At 34.5% G+C, this 19,870-nt stretch carries 16 protein-coding genes and 1 tRNA gene; 4 read left to right on the forward strand and 13 right to left on the reverse strand.

The window, feature by feature from the left end; all coding sequences use genetic code 11:
* Positions 1 to 359: 359 nt before the first annotated feature.
* From SLW70_RS01640 to SLW70_RS01650, 3 genes are all read right to left on the reverse strand, one after another.
* Positions 360 to 3,122 (reverse strand): PD-(D/E)XK nuclease family protein, encoded by a 2,763-nt coding sequence (locus SLW70_RS01640; protein ID WP_320890169.1) that lies wholly within the window; start codon positions 3,120 to 3,122, stop codon positions 360 to 362.
* A gap of 63 nt (positions 3,123 to 3,185) precedes the next feature.
* On the reverse strand, positions 3,186 to 4,607 hold the full coding sequence (locus SLW70_RS01645; RefSeq protein ID WP_320890170.1) for an OmpA family protein: 1,422 nt from the start codon (positions 4,605 to 4,607) through the stop codon (positions 3,186 to 3,188).
* A gap of 190 nt (positions 4,608 to 4,797) precedes the next feature.
* The gene (locus SLW70_RS01650) at positions 4,798 to 8,556 is read right to left on the reverse strand and encodes a UvrD-helicase domain-containing protein (RefSeq protein ID WP_320890171.1); all 3,759 of its coding nucleotides are present in this window, start codon (positions 8,554 to 8,556) and stop codon (positions 4,798 to 4,800) included.
* 215 nt (positions 8,557 to 8,771) lie between these two features.
* On the opposite strand from SLW70_RS01650, the gene rbfA reads away from it, so the two are divergent.
* Positions 8,772 to 9,164 (forward strand): 30S ribosome-binding factor RbfA, encoded by a 393-nt coding sequence (gene rbfA, locus SLW70_RS01655; RefSeq protein WP_320890172.1) that lies wholly within the window; start codon positions 8,772 to 8,774, stop codon positions 9,162 to 9,164.
* A gap of 3 nt (positions 9,165 to 9,167) precedes the next feature.
* Positions 9,168 to 10,367: an ABC transporter permease gene (locus SLW70_RS01660; RefSeq protein WP_320890173.1), complete on the forward strand. Its 1,200-nt coding sequence runs from the start codon at positions 9,168 to 9,170 to the stop codon at positions 10,365 to 10,367.
* Between the two features lie 88 nt (positions 10,368 to 10,455).
* Here the strand turns inward: SLW70_RS01660 and accC are convergent, their stop codons facing one another.
* The 6 genes from accC to pdxA form a co-directional block, all read right to left on the reverse strand.
* The gene (gene accC, locus SLW70_RS01665; protein WP_320890174.1) at positions 10,456 to 11,802 is read right to left on the reverse strand and encodes an acetyl-CoA carboxylase biotin carboxylase subunit; all 1,347 of its coding nucleotides are present in this window, start codon (positions 11,800 to 11,802) and stop codon (positions 10,456 to 10,458) included.
* Between the two features lie 86 nt (positions 11,803 to 11,888).
* Positions 11,889 to 12,368, reverse strand: coding sequence for an acetyl-CoA carboxylase biotin carboxyl carrier protein (accB, locus tag SLW70_RS01670; protein WP_320890175.1), 480 nt, complete (start codon positions 12,366 to 12,368; stop codon positions 11,889 to 11,891).
* 24 nt (positions 12,369 to 12,392) lie between these two features.
* The gene (locus SLW70_RS01675) at positions 12,393 to 13,391 is read right to left on the reverse strand and encodes a beta-ketoacyl-ACP synthase III (RefSeq protein WP_320890176.1); all 999 of its coding nucleotides are present in this window, start codon (positions 13,389 to 13,391) and stop codon (positions 12,393 to 12,395) included.
* A 176-nt stretch (positions 13,392 to 13,567) separates the two neighbouring features.
* A complete protein-coding gene (rpmF, locus tag SLW70_RS01680) occupies positions 13,568 to 13,765 on the reverse strand; it encodes a 50S ribosomal protein L32 (protein WP_073242095.1) in 198 nt (65 codons plus the stop codon).
* Between the two features lie 9 nt (positions 13,766 to 13,774).
* A complete protein-coding gene (locus tag SLW70_RS01685; RefSeq protein ID WP_320890177.1) occupies positions 13,775 to 14,323 on the reverse strand; it encodes a DUF177 domain-containing protein in 549 nt (182 codons plus the stop codon).
* Positions 14,324 to 14,412: 89 nt separating this feature from the next.
* Positions 14,413 to 15,456 (reverse strand): 4-hydroxythreonine-4-phosphate dehydrogenase PdxA, encoded by a 1,044-nt coding sequence (gene pdxA, locus SLW70_RS01690; protein ID WP_320890178.1) that lies wholly within the window; start codon positions 15,454 to 15,456, stop codon positions 14,413 to 14,415.
* Between the two features lie 58 nt (positions 15,457 to 15,514).
* On the opposite strand from pdxA, the gene SLW70_RS01695 reads away from it, so the two are divergent.
* A complete protein-coding gene (locus tag SLW70_RS01695; RefSeq protein WP_320890179.1) occupies positions 15,515 to 16,102 on the forward strand; it encodes a riboflavin synthase in 588 nt (195 codons plus the stop codon).
* Positions 16,103 to 16,133: 31 nt separating this feature from the next.
* Here SLW70_RS01695 and SLW70_RS01700 read toward each other — a convergent pair whose 3' ends face one another.
* From SLW70_RS01700 to mce, 3 genes are all read right to left on the reverse strand, one after another.
* Positions 16,134 to 16,415, reverse strand: coding sequence for a hypothetical protein (locus SLW70_RS01700; RefSeq protein ID WP_320890180.1), 282 nt, complete (start codon positions 16,413 to 16,415; stop codon positions 16,134 to 16,136).
* A gap of 207 nt (positions 16,416 to 16,622) precedes the next feature.
* A tRNA-Ile gene (locus SLW70_RS01705) sits at positions 16,623 to 16,696 on the reverse strand.
* Between the two features lie 142 nt (positions 16,697 to 16,838).
* Complete coding sequence (mce, locus tag SLW70_RS01710; RefSeq protein ID WP_320890181.1) at positions 16,839 to 17,240, reverse strand: methylmalonyl-CoA epimerase; 402 nt, start codon at positions 17,238 to 17,240, stop codon at positions 16,839 to 16,841.
* Positions 17,241 to 17,404: 164 nt separating this feature from the next.
* Between mce and SLW70_RS01715 the strand changes: the two genes are divergently transcribed.
* A complete protein-coding gene (locus tag SLW70_RS01715) occupies positions 17,405 to 19,066 on the forward strand; it encodes an Ig-like domain-containing protein (RefSeq protein ID WP_320890182.1) in 1,662 nt (553 codons plus the stop codon).
* Here the strand turns inward: SLW70_RS01715 and SLW70_RS01720 are convergent.
* On the reverse strand, positions 19,063 to 19,830 hold the full coding sequence (locus tag SLW70_RS01720; protein WP_320890183.1) for an amidohydrolase: 768 nt from the start codon (positions 19,828 to 19,830) through the stop codon (positions 19,063 to 19,065). The two genes, SLW70_RS01715 and SLW70_RS01720, sit on opposite strands and share 4 nt — an antisense overlap.
* Positions 19,831 to 19,870 lie beyond the last annotated feature (40 nt).

The following is a 19,870-nucleotide window of genomic DNA, read 5'->3' on the forward strand; positions in this document are numbered from 1 at the left end:
AAAAAAATTAAAGAAATCTTCTTTGTGTGCTTTGCGAAGACTTTGCTCTCTTTGCGGTTAAATGGGACACGGATTAAACGGATTTAACTGACTCTCTTTGTGTTTGGATTGTCTATAGCCGCTGATTGTAACGGATTCGATTGTGCTCTTGCGAATTGGGTCTGTACTTCAATTAATGATTTTGCCTTTGCAACTTAGCGCCTTTGCGGTTAAAACAGGAACACAGATTCGAGAAATTAAAGAAATTTAGAAAATTTTCTCTATGAACTCTACGAAACCTTTGTTCTCTTTGCTCTCTTTGCAGTTAAAAAACTTAGTGCCCCTTGTGCCTTCTTTGTGCCCTTTGTGTTTAAATCATTCTAAACTTTCTCGTTAAAAAGAACCGTCTCATCCAAAATTTCACCCAATAACAACACAATTTGCCCCAAGAAATCATCCATTACATTGTTGTCAATTGTATAATTGACTTCTTTTCCTTCTTTGAAATTAAAAGGCAAAAAGCCTGATTTTAAGTTTTTGAACGAAATAATTCCTGCTTCGATGGGTTTGTCTCCTGCTTCTTTTTCATACATATAGGCGTAGGCTAAAACCTGAATAATTTTGTCGTATTTGATATCGTCAATTAACCCTTTCCATGATTTTAGCGTCACACTTGATTTTTCGACTTTACCTGTTTTGTAATCAATAATTCGAATGGTTCCGTTGCGTTCTTCGATTCTATCGACATTTCCTTTAATAAGTACTGGGAATGGTAACAATGGATGTGTTAATTCACGTTGAAAGGTAGTTTCGAGTGCGATAATCTTAATGGCATCTCCTGATTTGATTGTCTCTAATTCAACTTTCAAGAAATTAGACACATTTCGTTTAGCCACTTCAAAAGCCAAGAGGTTGCGCCCTTTTTTGATTTCACCTTCTTTGTAAACCAGCTTGAATTGTTTTAAAACTTCGGCTTCCAAAAGCTTGAAGCATTCTAAAATATCATTTTCAGATAAAAACTTCCCAATAAAAGGAGTGTACAAAGCCTCTAAGGTTTCGTGAATAATTGTCCCCAAGGTATTCAACGCAATATTTTCTTCCACTTCTTCCACTTCACTAACACGTAAAATCTTTTGGAAATAAAACTGCATCGGATTCCGAATATAACTCGTCAATGCCGAAGGTGAAAATCCTTTTTCAGCAATTTCTTTTAGGCGCTCCATTACTAATGGTGATTTTTCGACAGCCATTGGTCTATATGCGGTTTCAGGAACTACCGCATTGTATATTTCATGTGACAGTGTATGATTGGGTTGTTTTTCAACCTCTAGTTGCGTAATAAATCGGCTTTTCTCACCTGCGTCGAGTCCGTCACTTTCTGTGTTATACAGTAGAAAAATATTTTTAGCGCGTTGCAACAAATGATAAAAATGATAGGTGTAAATAGCGTCTTTCTCTTTGAAAGTAGGCAAACCTAATTCACGTTTCACATCATAGGGAATAAACGAATTTTGGGATTTCCCTGCAGGGAATTTCCCTTCATTCATCGAAGTAATAATTACGGTGTCAAAATCCAAAACCCTACTCTCTAGCACTCCCATAATTTGCAAACCATTCAATGGCTCTCCTTCAAAAGAAACCTCAGCCAAATCAATTACTTGTTTGTAAATAGCGTGAAGCGTATCTATTTTATCAATTTCGGGATGTTGAGTATAATAATTTATTAGTTTATTGATGACTTTAAAAATCGCATAAACGAATGACTTCGTGATTTTTTCTTCTTCGTTATCGTTACTAAGATTATTCTTGATAGCTAATAACAATTCCGAAACTGTTTCCAATACCGCGATTGAACCTGATTCCCATTTTTTAAACAACAACAAAAACAAATCTGTTGGTGCTGTATTAAGTTCGGTTAGTTTTTGATAGGTGATAAAGGTATAATTGTTCTCGTTGATGATTTTAACTAGCTTAGACGTTTTTGCATATGGCTCTACCAAAGGATGTGTCAAGATATCCAAAACATCTTTATAATAGAACACATAATTCTTTGCATTACGTGACAACGCATTAGTGTGCATTTTAAAAAGCTTCGCAATCAGGATTTGAGCAGGATTGTTTTTACTAGAATAGCCCATGGTAATATTCAAGGCACCAACACTAGCGGGTAAAGCATACAAAAGTGGAATCAAAACATTCTCTTCCCCTAGAACCACAGCAACTTTGTCAAGTGAAGCCGTTGGATTTTGTTCGATAATATTTTCAATAATACTTCCTGCAATTTTAGCCTGACCAATAGTCTTGGGTGTACCAATAACCTGAATGTTTTTGGACTGTGAAAACTCATCAACAATCCACTCAAAATGATTGCTTTTATAATGTTTCCAACTACTCTTAAAACGTCTTAAAAACAAACCTGCGTCATGATACGGGTCGTTCAAAAAGGTTTGATCCGCATCCCAAAGAATTTCGGCTTGATCAACTGCTATAAGATGCTGAATGATTTTTTCTTCGGAAGCATTCAAAGCATTGAAGCCTGCAAATAGGTAATAACTCCCTTTTATTTCCTTAGAAAAGCTAGTCACATTACCCACAGCCTCACGATAGATGAGCCCTTGATAACCTACTTTTTTTTGCAATAAATGAGCATATAATGATTGGTAATATTTAGGAAGTAATTTCCAGAAATCAATATACTTTTCTAATAGGGGCGTTTTATCTTCTACTTCAATTCCCCATTTTTTGATGTCCTCAATGTCTTTTAGATAAGACAACACATGAGTAGGATCTAATAAATAACGATCAATTTCATTAAAGTCTTGTAAAAGAGTTTTTGCCCAATTGGCAAAGAGTTCAAAAGACTGTTGATGTGCTTTATCGGTAATTGATAAATAAACTTGGTAGAATTCAAACAGTAGTTCAATAGGGTCTATAGCCCTAATTTTGGCTATATTTTGAACAAAATCCTCAATGCTAATTATTTCGGGAGCGAGAATGTTTGTTTTTACTTGTTTTTTTAAGGCTTCTATTAAAAATACCTTTGCTCTTTTATTAGGCAAAACAATGACCCTGTTGGACAATTGTTCACTGTGATTTTCCAATAAATGGCTTGCAATTTTATCTAAAAAAGGAATCGTTGTCATTTTATAAAAATAAAAAAACGCCCCGATAATTCGGGGCGTTTTATATTTTATTTTAAAGAAAAATTATTTTACTAAAATAACTTCTGTTCTTCTGTTTTTAGCTTTTCCAGCAGCAGTTTTGTTAGACGCAACTGGCTTAGATTCACCGTAACCAACAGCAGTCAAATTAGAACCATTAATCCCTCTTTGAACTAAAGCATCTTTTACAGCATTTGCTCTGTCTTCAGAAAGTTTTTGATTGAAAGCTTCTGAACCGTCGCTATCAGTATGTCCTTCAATTCTAAATTTAGCATTTGGATATTCTTTGATGATATTTGTAATAGCATCTAATCTTACTGGAACATCAGAAGATTTGAATGTCGCTTGTCCTGAGTTAAAGTAAACTGATTTTACTTCAGTATTGATTTTCTCAATTACTTCTTGAGATACTTCTGGACATCCTTTGTTGCTTTTTGGACCAGCTACTTTTGGACATTCATCATCTTTATCTAAAACACCGTCTCCATCTGTATCAGGCCATGGACATCCACCATTTTCTTTTACTCCTTTTACTTTAGGACATTTGTCATCCTTATCAGCTACTCCGTCTCCGTCAGCATCTGGACAACCTTTCATTGCTTTTGTACCTGCTTCTTTTGGACAAGCATCTTCAGCGTCAGTAATACCATCTCCATCTGAATCTGGACAACCATTTAAAGCTGCAATACCAGCAACATCTGGACAAGCATCATCTTTATCAGCAATTCCATCTCCATCAGTATCAGGACAACCGTTGAATTGTTTCAAACCTTTTACATCTGGACAAGCATCATATTTATCGTAGATACCATCTCCGTCTGTATCTTTACCTCCAAATTTGAAAGTAAGACCTACAGTATGTTGAAAGTGACCTGGTGCATCAGGAGTTCCTGACCCATCAACTCTATCTCCACCTAATAAATCAGCACCTTTGTAAGTTGTTGCTAATGACAAACCAACTACATCAGAAAACCAGAAATTAATTCCAGCTCCTAAATTTAAAGTACCATAACTACTATCACCTAAGAAAGTATACCCTCCTCCAACACTAAGGTTAGGATCGATAACTTTAGAGTTGATTAAATTCATAAAACTGTATTTAACAGCTCCATCAATTCCATAATACATTAAATCACCAGGATTAGAAGTCACATAATTTCCCCCTGTATAAGTTACAAATTTTTCAATTTTATTAACCGAACCTTGAACTCCAAAAGAGAAATTATTCCCTACATTTCTAGCAACACTTAAGTATGAGATTGAAGGAAGAATATTCCAGTTATCTTTTACTGCAAATGGTTGAGAAAAATGATTGGCAAAAAATCCTTGGTCTCCTCCAGCAGTTACTCTGGTATCAACGGCATTAACCCCAAATGAGATAGCCCATGGGTTGTTACTGTCTTGCGCTTGAGAAGATAATCCCGACACCATCAATACAGCAACCAAAAGTTTGTTAAGATGTTTCATACTTGATTTTATTTTTAATTATTATTTTAATTAATTGCTAACAAAAGTAATGCGTAATTTTTTAATTACAAAACAGATTGTTAAAAAACCGATAAAATTCGCCCTCCTAAATGCAATTAAATCAGCCTAGTTTAAAATAGAAACTGTTTTTAGCAATATTTAGAACGATTTATTGACAATCATTAAAAAATTAAATTTCCACCACCTCTACAATATCACCTATATAAACTATTATTTTTGCCCCAACTTTATACCCCATAAGTTCAATCGCTGATTGGTAATTCTCCAACTGTTTTTGATACTTACTATTATGAGCTCCTGTTTTATAATCTAGTAACAATATGATATTGTCATTTGTTAAAACCATTCTATCAGGCTTTACTAGCCTTCCTTCTTTCTGAATTATCGTTTGTTCATTCATTACAGTATTTCCTTCTACAAAGAACAACTGTAATTTATCATGATTAACAACCTCACTAAGTGTTTGCAGCACTACTTCTTTTTGCCCTAAGTGAATCAAACCATTTTCAATAGCTTTCTCAACAGCCAAATCAACATCATGTTTTGTTTGCACAAACGAAAGTATCTCGTGAATCACATTACCATATGCAATAGACTCTTGTTGATGTGTACCCCACATTAAGGCTTCGCGTTGTGCAATTTTTATATTTTTAAAATCCAAAACATGCTCAACAGACGGAATCACTTTGGATGTATCAACATGTCTTTCAACTGGTGAAATTTTACCAGGACTTCCCCATTCATAATTATTTTTTTCTGGATTAAAATCAGCAAACTGCATTAAATAATGAATAAAAAACGACGACATATTATTTTCTTTCACTTCCCCTTTTGAGGTAAAGTTTCGATTCGATATAACATATAATTGTTCTTCAGCACGAGTCAATGCAACATATAAAACATTGATATTATCCAATAGATCTTCTTGTTTTTTTTGATCGTAAACAAATTTTGCTGCTTCTCCAAAACCTTCAACTGCTTTAGTATTATCAATAAGTACTTTGGGCAATCCTAAGGTTTCATCTTCATTTGCAAGCCACAATTTATCTTTCGGCTTCATCACATAATCTTCTTCAGCAAAAGGAAATATTACCACCGGAAACTCTAAACCTTTCGATTTATGAATGGTCATGATACGAACTGCATTATTTCCTTCAGGGGATGGAATACTAAATTTACTGGCGTTTTTATCCCAAAAATTCAAAAAATCAGCAATCCCTGCTTGATTACGGACGTCTCGTTCAAGAACGATGTCGAGGAAATATTGCACGTAGGCAGTCCCCACCCCAGCCCTTCCCTGAGGGGAGGGAGACTTTGTAAACTCTTTATCTATAGACGAATCATCCGAAACAAATAAATGGTCATTATTTGTTTCTAATTCCTCTTCATGTGTCGTTTTCAAATTAGAAAGCAATTCATTCTGAATTTGCAATTCTTTTCTTATTTTTTCTAATACAAATGAAATGTTTTTTATCACTTGTTCATTCGTAAAACGAATCACTTTGTATCCTAATCCATTTAAAACATTGGTTCGTTCTTGATCTGATAAAATTTGTTCGGGTGTGAAATGATAGTCCCCATCAACCTCAATAATTAGTCTTTTAGTTAAACAAACAAAATCAACAATATAGTTGTCTATTAAATGTTGTTGTCTAAACTTACTACCTAATGCTTGATTTTTAAGTTCAGACCATAAAATTTTCTCGGCTACGGTAGGCTCTTTTTGATGTTGAATTGCCTTCTCAATTACTAAATGAGAATAGTTTCCACCAGTCAAATATCCTTTTTTAGTAGAAACGTTTGCATTATCAGAATTAGCTCCACTTCTAACATCAAGCATATCCACATCGCCTCCTCCTCCTTGGGAGAGGGCTGGGGGGAGGATAAACTTTCCAACAATTATCTCGACCGCCTCATACAATGATTTCTTTCGAATGTTTTGAAATAAAAGCTGGATCCCAAATGTTTCAAGCCAATTTTCAAAATCAACTTCGTTTTTTAATTCCATTCCAGCGAGAATGAAATCATGGGTTGGCAACTGGTCTTGGTTGTTTTCGGCTAGGAAATATAAAAAATTAGCTTTAGCCTCTATGTTGGCGTTATTCTTTAAGTATTTTAATAAGTCAATAATGAAGCGAACCTCAGTCGCATTTTGAATCATTAAAGTTTCAGACGATAGCAAAGGGATTTTTTGTTCTGTCAAATAATTAGCAATCGCGACACCTTGGTCGCGTTTACGGGTGAGAATTACAATATCCTTATATTCAAAACCAGATTGAAGTACTTTTTCAATGGTTTGATGTGTGGCTTGCAAGTACAAATCAGTTTTATCTAAGATTTCCTCCTCTTCCTCATCGGATTTTTCAATTTCCGGGATAAAGGATATATTAACATAACCTCCTGTTTTATCGTTTGTTTTTTGATGGCTATGGTTTTCGTATAAATCTTTATAATCAGGATGCTCAAATTCTGAAGAGAGCATTTTAAAAAAAGCATTATTGAAATTAATCACTTCCGAATAACTACGGTAGTTTTTATCCAAATGAACTAAATCCTTATCCGGATTATTGAACGGATTCAAATCCTTGCTTAGGTCAATAAATTGTTCGGCTTTTCCACCACGCCAGCGGTATATAGATTGTTTTGGGTCACCCACAATCATCAAAGTTCCTTTGTCGCCATAATCATCCTGACCCGAAAGAGCATTATCAATCAGTGGAATCAGGTTTTGCCATTGCATTTCGGAGGTGTCTTGAAATTCATCAATAAAAAAATGACGGTATCTTTCTCCCAATCGCTCATAGATAAAAGGAGCGGGTTGATTTTGAATTTGGTTATGTATAATAGCATTAAATTCGGTAATAGAGAGTACATTTTGTTCTTCTTGAATTTTAGCCAATTCATTACTAACCGTATTTAGTAACGAAAGCGGTGTGATGTTTTTGAGAAAAGCTTTGTAAAAATCACGCTTTGCAAAATTAGCATAGACAACCGCTAGTTGTTGTAATAGTTCTGGGATAATCGATTCTATTATTTCACGGTCTTTTGCCGTTTTGTTAATGGCGATATCCTCAAACTCATGAAAAGTTTTGTTTTTAGGATTGAATTTTCCATCTCGAATACTAACTACATGATTAGGGAAAGTGCCACGAGAAAAAGATTTTAAGTCAATTCCTTTTTGCTCGATTAAGGACAGTACAGTTTCTGCCTGTTTCTGATTCTCTTCTTCTAATTCTTTACAAATAACATTGAGTTTCTTTTTAATTTCCACAAATTCAACAATATTCTTATCATGAAAATGCAGGATTTCGTTGCGGTGATTTTCGTTGAGCACTAATCGTCCAGTATCAAGAATTTCCCGTGAGACATCCCAAGATTTATCATCATCGGTTTTCTCCATTGTAAAATCGATTAGTAACTTGGTCAAGGTTTCGTCCTCACCTGCTTGTGCTATAATAGCATCCACGGCTTCAATTAATAGATTTTCGGTATCCAAAGTAACTTCGAAAGTCATAGGTAAATTCAAATCGTGCGCAAAAGCTCTAATAACCTTATGCGTGAATTTATCAATAGTCGAAATATCAAAAGCAGCATAATTATGAATGATGTGCTTGATTATTTGTTGAGATTTGACCTTGATTTGAGTTAGTGAGAGCTTGACCTCCCACTCCTTTGTATCTTCGACAAGGTTATTCATCAAGTCTAAAGCTTTTGCTGATGGTTCATCCTTAGCAAACTCAGACAAACTTCCCACAATACGGGATTTCATTTCATGTACCGCTTTGTTGGTAAATGTTATAGCCAAGATGTTTCTATAAGCGTCATTTTTACGAGCAGTGAGAATAATTTTGAGGTATTCTTTGACCAGATTATAGGTTTTTCCGGATCCTGCTGAGGCGTCGTATATGGAGAATGAATGTCTTTGCATAACTTTATATTGTTGATTACGAAATCTCCTAGCCCCAATAGAAGCGAAAATCCTTGTGGGGGCTGGCATTTATGCCCCACAAGATTACTACACTTGACTTTTATTTCATCGGAGTTCAGTGAACTTCGTTTGTAGCGGATAGTGAGAAACAGCTTCTGAAAAATCAGAAACTATAAAATTGCGTATATAATGCTTAAAAGTAGTATTTTTGCAGTATGGAAACAAACAGACAGAAAAAAATAGGCGGAGTCATCCAAAAAGATTTGGTTGACATCTTGCAAGGTGAAGTGAGAAAAAACGGGGTTACCAATTTGGTGATTTCAGTATCCAAAGTGGCTGTGACTTCTGATTTATCAGTGGCTACAGTATATTTAAGCATCTTTCCTCAGGAGAAAGCGTTAGAAACATTAGCAGCAATAAAATCGAATACTTCTTTGATTAAGCATGATTTAGCACAGCGTGTAAGCAAGCAATTACGCCGTGTTCCTAACTTGGTATTTTTTGTAGATGATACTTTGGATTACATTGAAAAGATTGATAATGCATTGAAAAATCAAGAAAACCCAATTGAAAACAGAGATTTACTAGACAAAAGAAGACAGTTCTAACTTTTGAATTTTCCGCTTTACATAGCCAAACGCTACATCCGTAGCAATAGTAAAAATAGTGCCATCAATATCATCAACCGCATTGCGAGTATGGGAATAATTGTAGGCGCCATGGCTTTGTTTGTGGTACTATCCGTCTTTAGCGGATTGAAAGTTTTTAGCCTTTCGTTTACCAACAACATTGACCCCGATTTAAAAATTAGCAGTACACTTGGCAAATCGTTTACAGTAGACAACAATCAGGAAGCACAACTTAAAAAAATTAAAGGAATAGCTTCCTATTCTAAAATTATCGAAGAACGGGTTTTATTTGTCTATGGAGACAAACAAGAAGTAACCTATTTAAAAGGTGTTGATGATAATTTTACCCAAGTAAATCCAATAAAAGAAACGCTGTATAACGGACAATGGTTTGAATACAACACTGCTCAAGTGGTCATAGGCTACGGACTTGCCCAAAAACTCTCCATAGGCTTACTTGATTTCAATACAAATCTGGAGGTTTTTGTACCAAAACCAGGTCGTGGCGGAATCAATTCCCCAGAAGACGCTTTCAATAAAACCATAATTTACCCGATTGGTATATATGCTATCAATGAAGATTTAGACTCCAAATATGTTTTCGGAGATTTGCGGATGGCTCAAGATTTACTGGAATATGACAGAAAACAAATTTCAGGTATTGAAATCAAAAAGAATACTGATGCTGACGAAGCCTTGATTATCGAACAGCTAAACCAAATTTTTAAAAACAAAGTCACAATAAAAAACAGAGCTCAACTCAATGAGTCGCTGTATAAAATGTTAAATACGGAGAATATTGCCGTTTATTTAATTTTTACCCTTGTGATTATAATTGCACTTTTTAACTTAATTGGAGCATTGATTATGATGATCCTAGATAAAAAAGGAAACTTGAAAACCTTATTTAATTTGGGCGTCGAAATCAGAAGTTTACGCAAGATATTCCTCCTTCAAGGAACTTTGTTGAGTTTCTTTGGTGGATTAATTGGACTAGCTTTAGGGATTGTTATTGTAATTTTACAGCAACACTTTGAATGGATTATGATTACTCCGACTTTAGCTTATCCAGTCGTTTTCTCATTGGAAAATGTAGTAATCGTAATGGCAACGATCATCATACTTGGTTTTATCGCTTCTTTGATAGCCAGTAGCAGAGTAAGCGAACGATTACTCGAGTAACAATCTAACACCCTATTAACGGAATACCGCCAAAAAATAACTCAAAAAAAAAGCTGCCTTAAAGACAGCTTTTATTGTTATTTTACTATTATTGAGGATCCCTCATTTTGAAAGTATCCATAAATGCAGTTGTATAATTTCCTGCGATATAATCTGGTTCATCCATTAATTGTCTATGGAAAGGAATAGTTGTTTTGATTCCTTCGATTACAAATTCATCCAAAGCTCTACGCATTTTACTAATAGCTTCTTCACGTGTTTGTGCAGTAGTTATCAACTTAGCAATCATAGAGTCATAATTTGGTGGAATGGTGTAACCTGAATACACATGAGTATCTAAACGCACTCCATGACCTCCTGGCATATGCAAAGTGGTAATTTTTCCTGGAGAAGGTCTAAATTCATTAAACGGGTCTTCAGCATTAATACGACACTCAATAGCATGCAATTGTGGCAAATAATTTTTACCCGAAATTGGCACACCAGCAGCAACTAATATTTGCTCACGAATCAAATCGTAATCAATTACTTGCTCAGTAATTGGGTGCTCTACTTGGATACGAGTATTCATTTCCATAAAGTAGAAATTACGGTGCTTATCTACCAAGAATTCAACTGTTCCTGCACCTTCGTATTTGATATACTCAGCAGCTTTCACAGCAGCTTCTCCCATTGCTTGACGCAATTCGTCAGTCATAAAAGGAGAAGGAGTTTCTTCTGTTAATTTTTGGTGACGTCTTTGTACAGAACAATCTCTTTCTGAAAGATGACAGGCTTTACCGTAAGAATCACCTACGATTTGAATTTCGATATGACGAGGTTCTTCGATTAATTTCTCAAGATACATTCCGTCATTACCAAAAGCAGCAGCAGACTCTTGACGAGCACCTTCCCAAGCTTTTAATAAATCTTCTTCTTTCCAAACTGCACGCATTCCTTTACCTCCACCACCAGCAGTAGCTTTAAGCATTACAGGAAAACCAAATTCTTTAGCAAGTTGCAAAGCTTGTTCGTAAGATTCTAAGATTCCAACTGAACCAGGTACACAAGGAACCCCCGCTTCAATCATAGTTGATTTAGCCGAAGCTTTATCCCCCATACGGTCAATCATTTCAGGAGCAGCACCAATAAATTTGATTCCGTGCTCTTGACAAATTTTAGAAAACTTAGAGTTTTCAGATAAAAATCCGTATCCTGGATGAATTGCATCTGCATTTGTAATTTCTGCAGCGGCAATAATATTTGACATTTTCAAATAGGACAAGTTACTTGGTGGTGGTCCAATACAAACCGCTTCATCAGCAAACCTTACGTGTAAACTCTCAGCATCAGCAGTAGAGTAAACAGCAACTGTTTTAATGCCCATTTCTTTGCAAGTTCTAATTACACGAAGTGCAATTTCTCCCCTATTTGCAATTAATATTTTTTTAAACATCTTCTTTATATTAAAAATTACAAATTCCAATCTCCAAATTCCAATCTATTGGATTTTGTGATTTGTCTATTGGAATTTTTAAAAAATTATGATGGGTCAACTAAGAATAATGGTTGGTCAAATTCTACTGGAGACATATCGTCAACCAATATTTTTACAATTTTACCTGAAACTTCTGATTCAATTTCATTAAATAATTTCATTGCTTCAATCACACAAAGTACATCTCCTTTTGCAATAGTATTACCTACTTCAGCAAAAACTGGTTTGTCTGGAGATGGCTTTCTATAGAAAGTACCAATAATTGGTGATTTGATAGTAATATATTTAGACTCTTCAACCGCTGGCGCAGCAACAACTGGTGCAGCCGGTGCTACTGGTGCAGCTGCTGGCACTACTGCTTGCTGTACTTGTGCTTGAGGCGCTTGCTGGATGTAAGTTGCTTCTGTATTGTTTTCAATTGTAGTTCTAATGGTGATTTTCACATCATCCATTTCTAATTTAACTTCCGCAACACCTGTATTTGAAACAAATTTGATTAGGTTCTGAATTTCTTTTAAATCCATAATTGGTCTATTTTTAGTTTAAATTTATTTTTTGTCGTATGCCCATTTTAAATAAACAGACCCCCAAGTGAATCCTCCACCGAAGGCTGCGAATATAATAGTATCTCCTTTTTTAAACAAATGTTCAAAATCACTGATAACTAAAGGTAAGGTTGCTGAAGTCGTATTACCATATCTTTCGATATTCATCAACACCTTTGATTCTTCTAAATTCATTCTACTTGCTGTAGCGTCAATAATCCTTCTGTTAGCTTGGTGTGGAATTAACCAATCAACATCATCATTAGTTAGGCTATTTCTTTTTAGGATTTGCTCACTAGCATCAGCCATATTAGTCACAGCATATTTGAAAACGGTTTTCCCGTCTTGCATAATATTGTGTCTGTTATCTGTTACTGTTTGGATTGTAGTTGGAACCAAAGAACCTCCTGCAGGTATTCTAAGGAAATCACGTCCTACACCATCACTTCTTAAATATTCATCTTGCAAACCTAAACCTTCGAAATTTGGCTCAAATAAAACAGCTCCAGCACCATCACCAAAGATAATACAAGTTGTTCTATCTGTATAATCTACAATCGAAGACATTTTGTCTGCACCAATTAAAAGTACTTTTTTATATCTTCCTGATTCAATGTAAGCCGCTGCAGTAGACATTCCGTATAAAAAACTAGAACAAGCAGCCTGTAAATCGTAAGCAAAAGCATTTGTTGCACCAATCTCAGTCGCTACATAAGCCCCTGTGGCCGCAACTGGCATATCTGGAGTTGCAGTAGCCATAATTATCATATCAATTTCTAGAGGATCTATATTTCCTTTAGCTATTAAATCTTGCGCTGCTTTTATTGCTAAAAATGAAGTCCCTTTATCTGTGTCCTTAAGGATTCTTCTTTCTTTAATTCCTGTACGAGAGGTAATCCACTCGTCATTAGTATCTACCATTGTCTCTAAAACTTTGTTCGAAAGAACAAAATCTGGAACATAAGCTCCAACAGCGGTAATTGCGGCGGTCATTTTTTTCATTTTATCTGACTATTTTTCTCCAAATGACAACATTTGAAAAAACGTTTAAAAGGGGTTGAAAATTACAAAAAAAAAATTAAACCCGTTGTTTTCGAACTTCTTATTTAAGGAAAATTATAAACAACAAAAAAACTCTCACAAGTGAGAGTTCATATATCATCTATAAAGAAAATGCATTAAGCAAAAGTAGCTTCTGACTTATCAATAACAACTTGCCCTCTGTAATACATTTTACCTTCATGCCAGTAAGCTCTGTGGTATAAATGTGCTTCTCCTGTAATAGGACAAGTAGCGATTTGTGCTACTGTAGCTTTATAATGTGTTCTTCTCTTATCTCTTCTTGTTTTCGAGATTTTTCTTTTAGGATGTGCCATTTTACTATATTATTTATCCGTTAATAGTTGCTTTAATTTGTCCCAACGCGGGTCAATATTGTCTTCGTTTTGTTCTTTCTCTTCTTTCTTTTGTTCTTTTATTGTCAACTCATTCAGTCGATCAAGGGCTTCTGTCTTTAAACTTCCATCTTTCACACCTGGATGAACTCGTCTTAGAGGAATAGACAACACAACCATTTCGTAAATATATTGTGCGATATCTATTTCAAATTCACCAAAAGGTAAAATAAGCAATTCTTCGTTGTCATTGTTAAATTCTTCCCCAAAGCGAACAATCAATTTCATTTTACCTTTAATTGGCAAATCAAAATCTTCACTTGTAAGATCACAAGGAACATTAATTGTTCCTTTGTGCTTAAAATTCAACTCAAGCATATTGCTTTGTTTCTCTAAAACCACTTCTACTTTGATATCTGAACTTTCAAATTCATCATAATCAAAGTTTTCAAAGAACACATTATTTAATTGATACTCAAAATGATGTTTTCCGGTCTTTAATCCTACAAACGGAATTAAATATTCTTTTGTCTTACTCATTTCAACAAAATTTTGCCCCAAACTTCGGGGTGCAAAGATATAAAATTATTGCAAACCTAATAAAGTTATTTATCTTTTTTTATTTACTACTATTTTTCTTTTACTTTCAGTGGGTTTTCACTGATTTCCGAATGTTGAATTCTTGAGCGATAGACGTCTATAGCCAAATAAACCGCTTCCTTAAATGAATTATAGTCCGCTTGTCCTTTCCCAGCTATATCATAAGCAGTTCCATGATCAGGCGAAGTTCTTACTTTATTCAATCCCGCTGTATAATTTACTCCTTTTCCAAACGACAAGGTCTTAAAGGGAATCAATCCCTGATCGTGATAGGCAGCAATAATTGCATCGTACTTTTCATATTGACCACTGCCAAAAAAGCCATCAGCCGCAAAAGGACCAAAAACCAAAGTTCCTTTAGCAAATATTTTTTCTAGTGTAGGCTTCAAAACAACATCATCTTCATTTCCTATTACACCACCATCACCACAATGTGGATTAAGTCCTAAAACTGCAATCTTAGGTTTATTTATACTAAAATCTTCTATAAGCGATTTCTTAACAGTCTCTATTTTCTTCATAATCAACGCCTCGGTCAAACAAGAAGAAACCTTATTCAAAGGCACATGATCCGTCAACAAACCAACTCTTAAATCACCTTGAACCATCAACATCAAAGCATCACCTTCTAATTCTTGATTCAAATAATCTGTATGCCCTGGAAACTTAAACTCATCAGATTGAATATTATATTTATTAATTGGAGCCGTCACCAACACATCAATAACCCCTTCTTTTAATGCTTTAGTACTTGCCGTAAATGATTTTATAGCATATTGACCAACTTTCTCATCGTTAACCCCATAATTCAAATCAACTCCTTCTCTCCATAAATTATAGACATTCACCTTCCCAGGAACAATTTGATCTAATTTATCTATACCATGCAAAGCAATAGACGAATCTAGATTTTTCTTGATAAAAGACATGATTTTTACATTGGCAAAAATAACAGGAGTGCATAATTCTAACATTCTAGAATCTTCAAATGTTTTTAGTACTACTTCGCTTCCAATACCGTTCAAATCTCCTATTGAAATTCCTACGATTATATTTTCTGCTTTTTTCATCATGACCACAAGTTATTTATTGCTAATTTTGAAGTGCAAATTTAGTAAAATAAAACAAGAAATGTTTACAGGTATCATAGAAACCCTTGGAACCATCCAAGAAATCAAGAAAGAGAAAGACAATATCCACATAACAGTGGACTCCTCAATAACAAACGAACTTAAAATTGACCAAAGCGTTGCTCATAATGGCATCTGCTTGACGGTAGTTGAAATAAAAGGAAACACCTACACAGTAACAGCTATCGACGAAACTATACAAAAAACAAATTTAGGCTACTGGCAAACTGGAGATCAAGTAAACCTTGAGAGAGCCATGAAACTTGGAGACCGCCTAGACGGACATATCGTTCAAGGACATGTAGACCAAATTGGTACTTGCATATCCATCAAAGAATCTAACGGAAGTTGGATCTACACTTTTCAATATGACGAAGCTTTAAACAATATTACAATTGAAAAAGGCTCCATTACAGTTAATGGTGTTAGTTTGACTGTTGTAAATTCTAAAAAAAATGAATTTAGTGTCGCCATCATACCCTACACTCATGAACACACTAATTTTCACGGTTTCAAAGTAGGAACAAAAATCAACCTCGAATTTGATGTAATAGGCAAATACGTTTCTAGATTATATTCGAATAAATAACACCATAAAAAAAGACAGAGCAATTGAAAAATCAAATACTCTGTCTTTTAAATCTATACCTATAAATTACATAAAACCCAAACAGCAAAGCCAAAACCAACAACCATATAACATCATCATCAATTGGCAATCCAGGAGGAGAAGGCGGCTTTCCTGTAGGAGAAGGAGTTGGCGGGTTTTTACCATTCCCGTAAGCATAAGCATTACCGTTTCCATTTCCATTCCCATTCCCATTTCCATTATTCGCAAGCGCTTCCATCATCCCAAAAAGGAAAATTAATATGACATAAATTTTATTTAAAATAATCTTCATATTTTTTTTTAAAGCACCCATCAAAGAAAAACTCCAACTTAAGCTTTAGGTTTTTTGAAATCGAATAAAACTAACTCAAAGAAACAACTTCTCAATGATATTAAAAAATTATTCGCCATTTTAACAGCCAAAAGACAATTTAATCGATGAAATACATATTAAAAAAACAAACCCCTCAATATCAAAAGACATGAGGGGTAATTCTTGTGGTCCCACCTGGGCTCGAACCAGGGACCACCTGATTATGAGTCAGGTGCTCTAACCAGCTGAGCTATAGGACCGGTTAAGAGTGTGCAATATTACTACTATTTTTTGTTTGCGCCAAATATTTTTCAATTAGTTTTTACTATTAAATAGTTAAAATCACTACACCAAAAGGAAACCGACTGATTTCTAGAATAGTATTTTCAAAAAGAGTCTTAATTATTTAATTTCTTGACATAACTCAATTAAAACTCCATTGGTATTTTTCGGATGTAAGAACACTACTCGCTTATTATCTGCTCCTTTTTTAGGAAGTTCATCAACAAAGACAAAACCTTCATCTTTTAAGCGACTTATTTCGTTTTCAATATTTTCAACCTCAAAAGCTATATGATGAATACCTTCCCCTTTTTTATCAATAAATTTAGCAATGGCACTATCTGGATGAGAAGCCGCCAAGAGCTCTATTTTGGAAGTTTCATTTTTAAAAAAAGCCGTAATAACTTTTTCACTCTCGACTTCTTCTGTTTTATAAGAGGTTGCACCCAATAATTTTTCAAAAAGTAATTTTGATGCCGTCATATCTTTAACTGCAATTCCTATATGTTCTACTTTTTTCATCTTAACAAGGCATTAGATTTGATTCTATTTAAACAAATTTACAAAATTAACTATCCAACTAATTTGATAAATTTACTTAAAAAAGTCTTCTGATAATAATGGTTCAAAAATTTCAATTACCGTAAATATAATTGTTATTTTGTACTCTTTAATTTTGATAGCTCATGTTCAAAAAAATATTCGTCACTTTTTCTACAATACTCTTATTATCATTAATTGGTTGCGCTAAAAGAGGAAGCATCACAGGTGGATTAAAAGACACCTTAGCACCCGTTTTAAAAAGTAGTTTCCCGAAAAATTTCAGTGCTAATTTCAATGTAAAAGAAATCAAACTCACTTTTGATGAATACATCAAACTAAAAGACCTTAACAAGCAGCTCATTATTTCACCTCCAATGAAAACAGAGCCGCTGATTTTACCTACCAATGCTACGAAGTATTTATCCATAAAGATTTACGACACCTTACAACCCAATACTACTTACAGTTTCAATTTTGGACAAAGCATTACAGACAACAACGAAGGAAATCCGCTGAATCAATTTAAATATGTATTTTCAACAGGAAACTACATCGATTCACTTGCTATAGGAGGAACCATCAAAGACGCCTACAACAAAGAACCCGATAACTTTGTTTCGGTTATGCTATACGAAATGAATGAAAAATTTAACGATTCGGTTGTTTATAATGAAACGCCTAGATATGTTACTAATACCTTGGATAGCTTAAAAACTTTTCGATTAGAAAATCTAAAAGCGGGTAAGTATATGCTTGTAGCGATAAAAGATAAAAACAAGAACAATAAATTCAATCCTAAAGAAGAAAAGATAGGCTTCATCAAACAAGCGATTACAGTACCAAATGACACGCTGTATGAATTAGAGTTGTTTCAGGAAATTTTACCATTCAAAACTTTCAAACCAATTCAAGCCTCAGGAAACAGGTTGTTTGTTGGTTATGACGGAAAACAAGATTTCACCAAAACAAAACCTAAAGTAACTTTAAAAAAAGGCACTGTAACCATCCCTAGTATTGTCACTCAAATGCCTAAAAAAGATTCACTTCAAGTTTGGTATAAGTCAATTAAAACAGATTCCTTAACAATTACCATTGACAGAGAAAATTATTCAAAAGACTATGCTTTTAAAGTAAAAGACCAAAAGAAAGACACTCTAGCCATCTCGACGGTTCAAAGCGGCAATTTGGGTTTTAAAGAGCGATTCACTTTATTATCAAACACCCCATTGGTTAATTTCAACAACACAAAAATGAAGTTAACAAACAGCTCTAAAGAAACCGTTGAATTCAAAACTGAGTATGACGAATTCAACCAGAAATTGTATTTTGACTTCAAAAAAACACCTTCCGAAAAATACGAAATCACCATTTTACCAGGAGCACTAACTGATTTTTTTGACAAACAGAATGATACCCTATCATACAAAGTATCAACGAAAAGTATTGAAGACTGCGGAAATTTAAGAGTGAAATTACAAAACGTAAAAAAATTTCCTGTGATTATTGAACTTGCTAACGACAAAGGTGAAGTTTTGATTTCTGAATACAGTGAAAAAGAAACAACAGTCGACTTCAACCTTATCGATCCTGCCATATACAGTCTGAGAATAATTTACGATGACAACAAAAACAAACAATACGACACTGGTGATTTCATGCAAAAACGTTATTCTGAAGAGGTAATTTATTTTTCAAAAGAAATAGACGTGCGCTCCAACTGGGATGTCGAACAAGTTTTTGACGTAAGCCTACCTTATACCCCTGAACCTAAAAAGAACCCTGTTAAAAAGAAAAGCAGTTTTTAATCTTTAATCTCGAAGCTGTCGGCATCATTAAGAAAATTGAATTTTTTACGATTAGCAATAAGCTCAGCCTGATCAATTTCGGATATAAAAACCCCTTCCTCCTCTTGAGGACTAACAATATAATTGCCCAATGAATCAATTAATTGGGAATGACCATTGTAGTTTAGTGCATTTGCATCATTTTGAACACGGTTAACCCCAATCGTATAACATAGGTTTTCAATTGCACGAGCACGTAGTAAGCTGTCCCAAGCTAGAATTCGGCTTTCAGGCCAATTGGCAACATAGATAAGTACATCATAATTTTCGCTATTGCGAGAAAAAACAGGAAAACGCAAATCATAACAAACCATTAGGCAAATTTTCCAACCCAAATAATCTACAATCAATTTTTCTTTTCCAGCGGTATATATTTTTTCTTCACCGGCTAGTGTAAATAAATGACGTTTATTATAATGTTGCACTTCACCAGATGGATAAACAAACAATATTCTATTGTAGTAATTGCCGTTTTCTTCAATCACAACACTTCCCGTAATCGCTGCTGTTTTGGCTTTCGCCAAAGATTGCATCCATTGAACAGTTTCGCCTCGCATCGTCTCCGCAACACGTTCTGGATTCATCGTAAAGCCCGTGGTAAACATTTCAGGAAGCACAATCAACTCAATATCCGAAGCAATCGCATTGATTTTTTCTTCGAAAGCAATTCTGTTGGCTTTTGGATTTTCCCAAATTAGTGGAGACTGTAGTAATGCGATTTTCATCTTAGCTTTAGTTTTTTAGCCACAGATTAAAAGGATTATT

The organism is Flavobacterium sp. NG2, from assembly GCF_034119845.1.
Taxonomy (GTDB): Bacteria; Bacteroidota; Bacteroidia; order Flavobacteriales; family Flavobacteriaceae; genus Flavobacterium.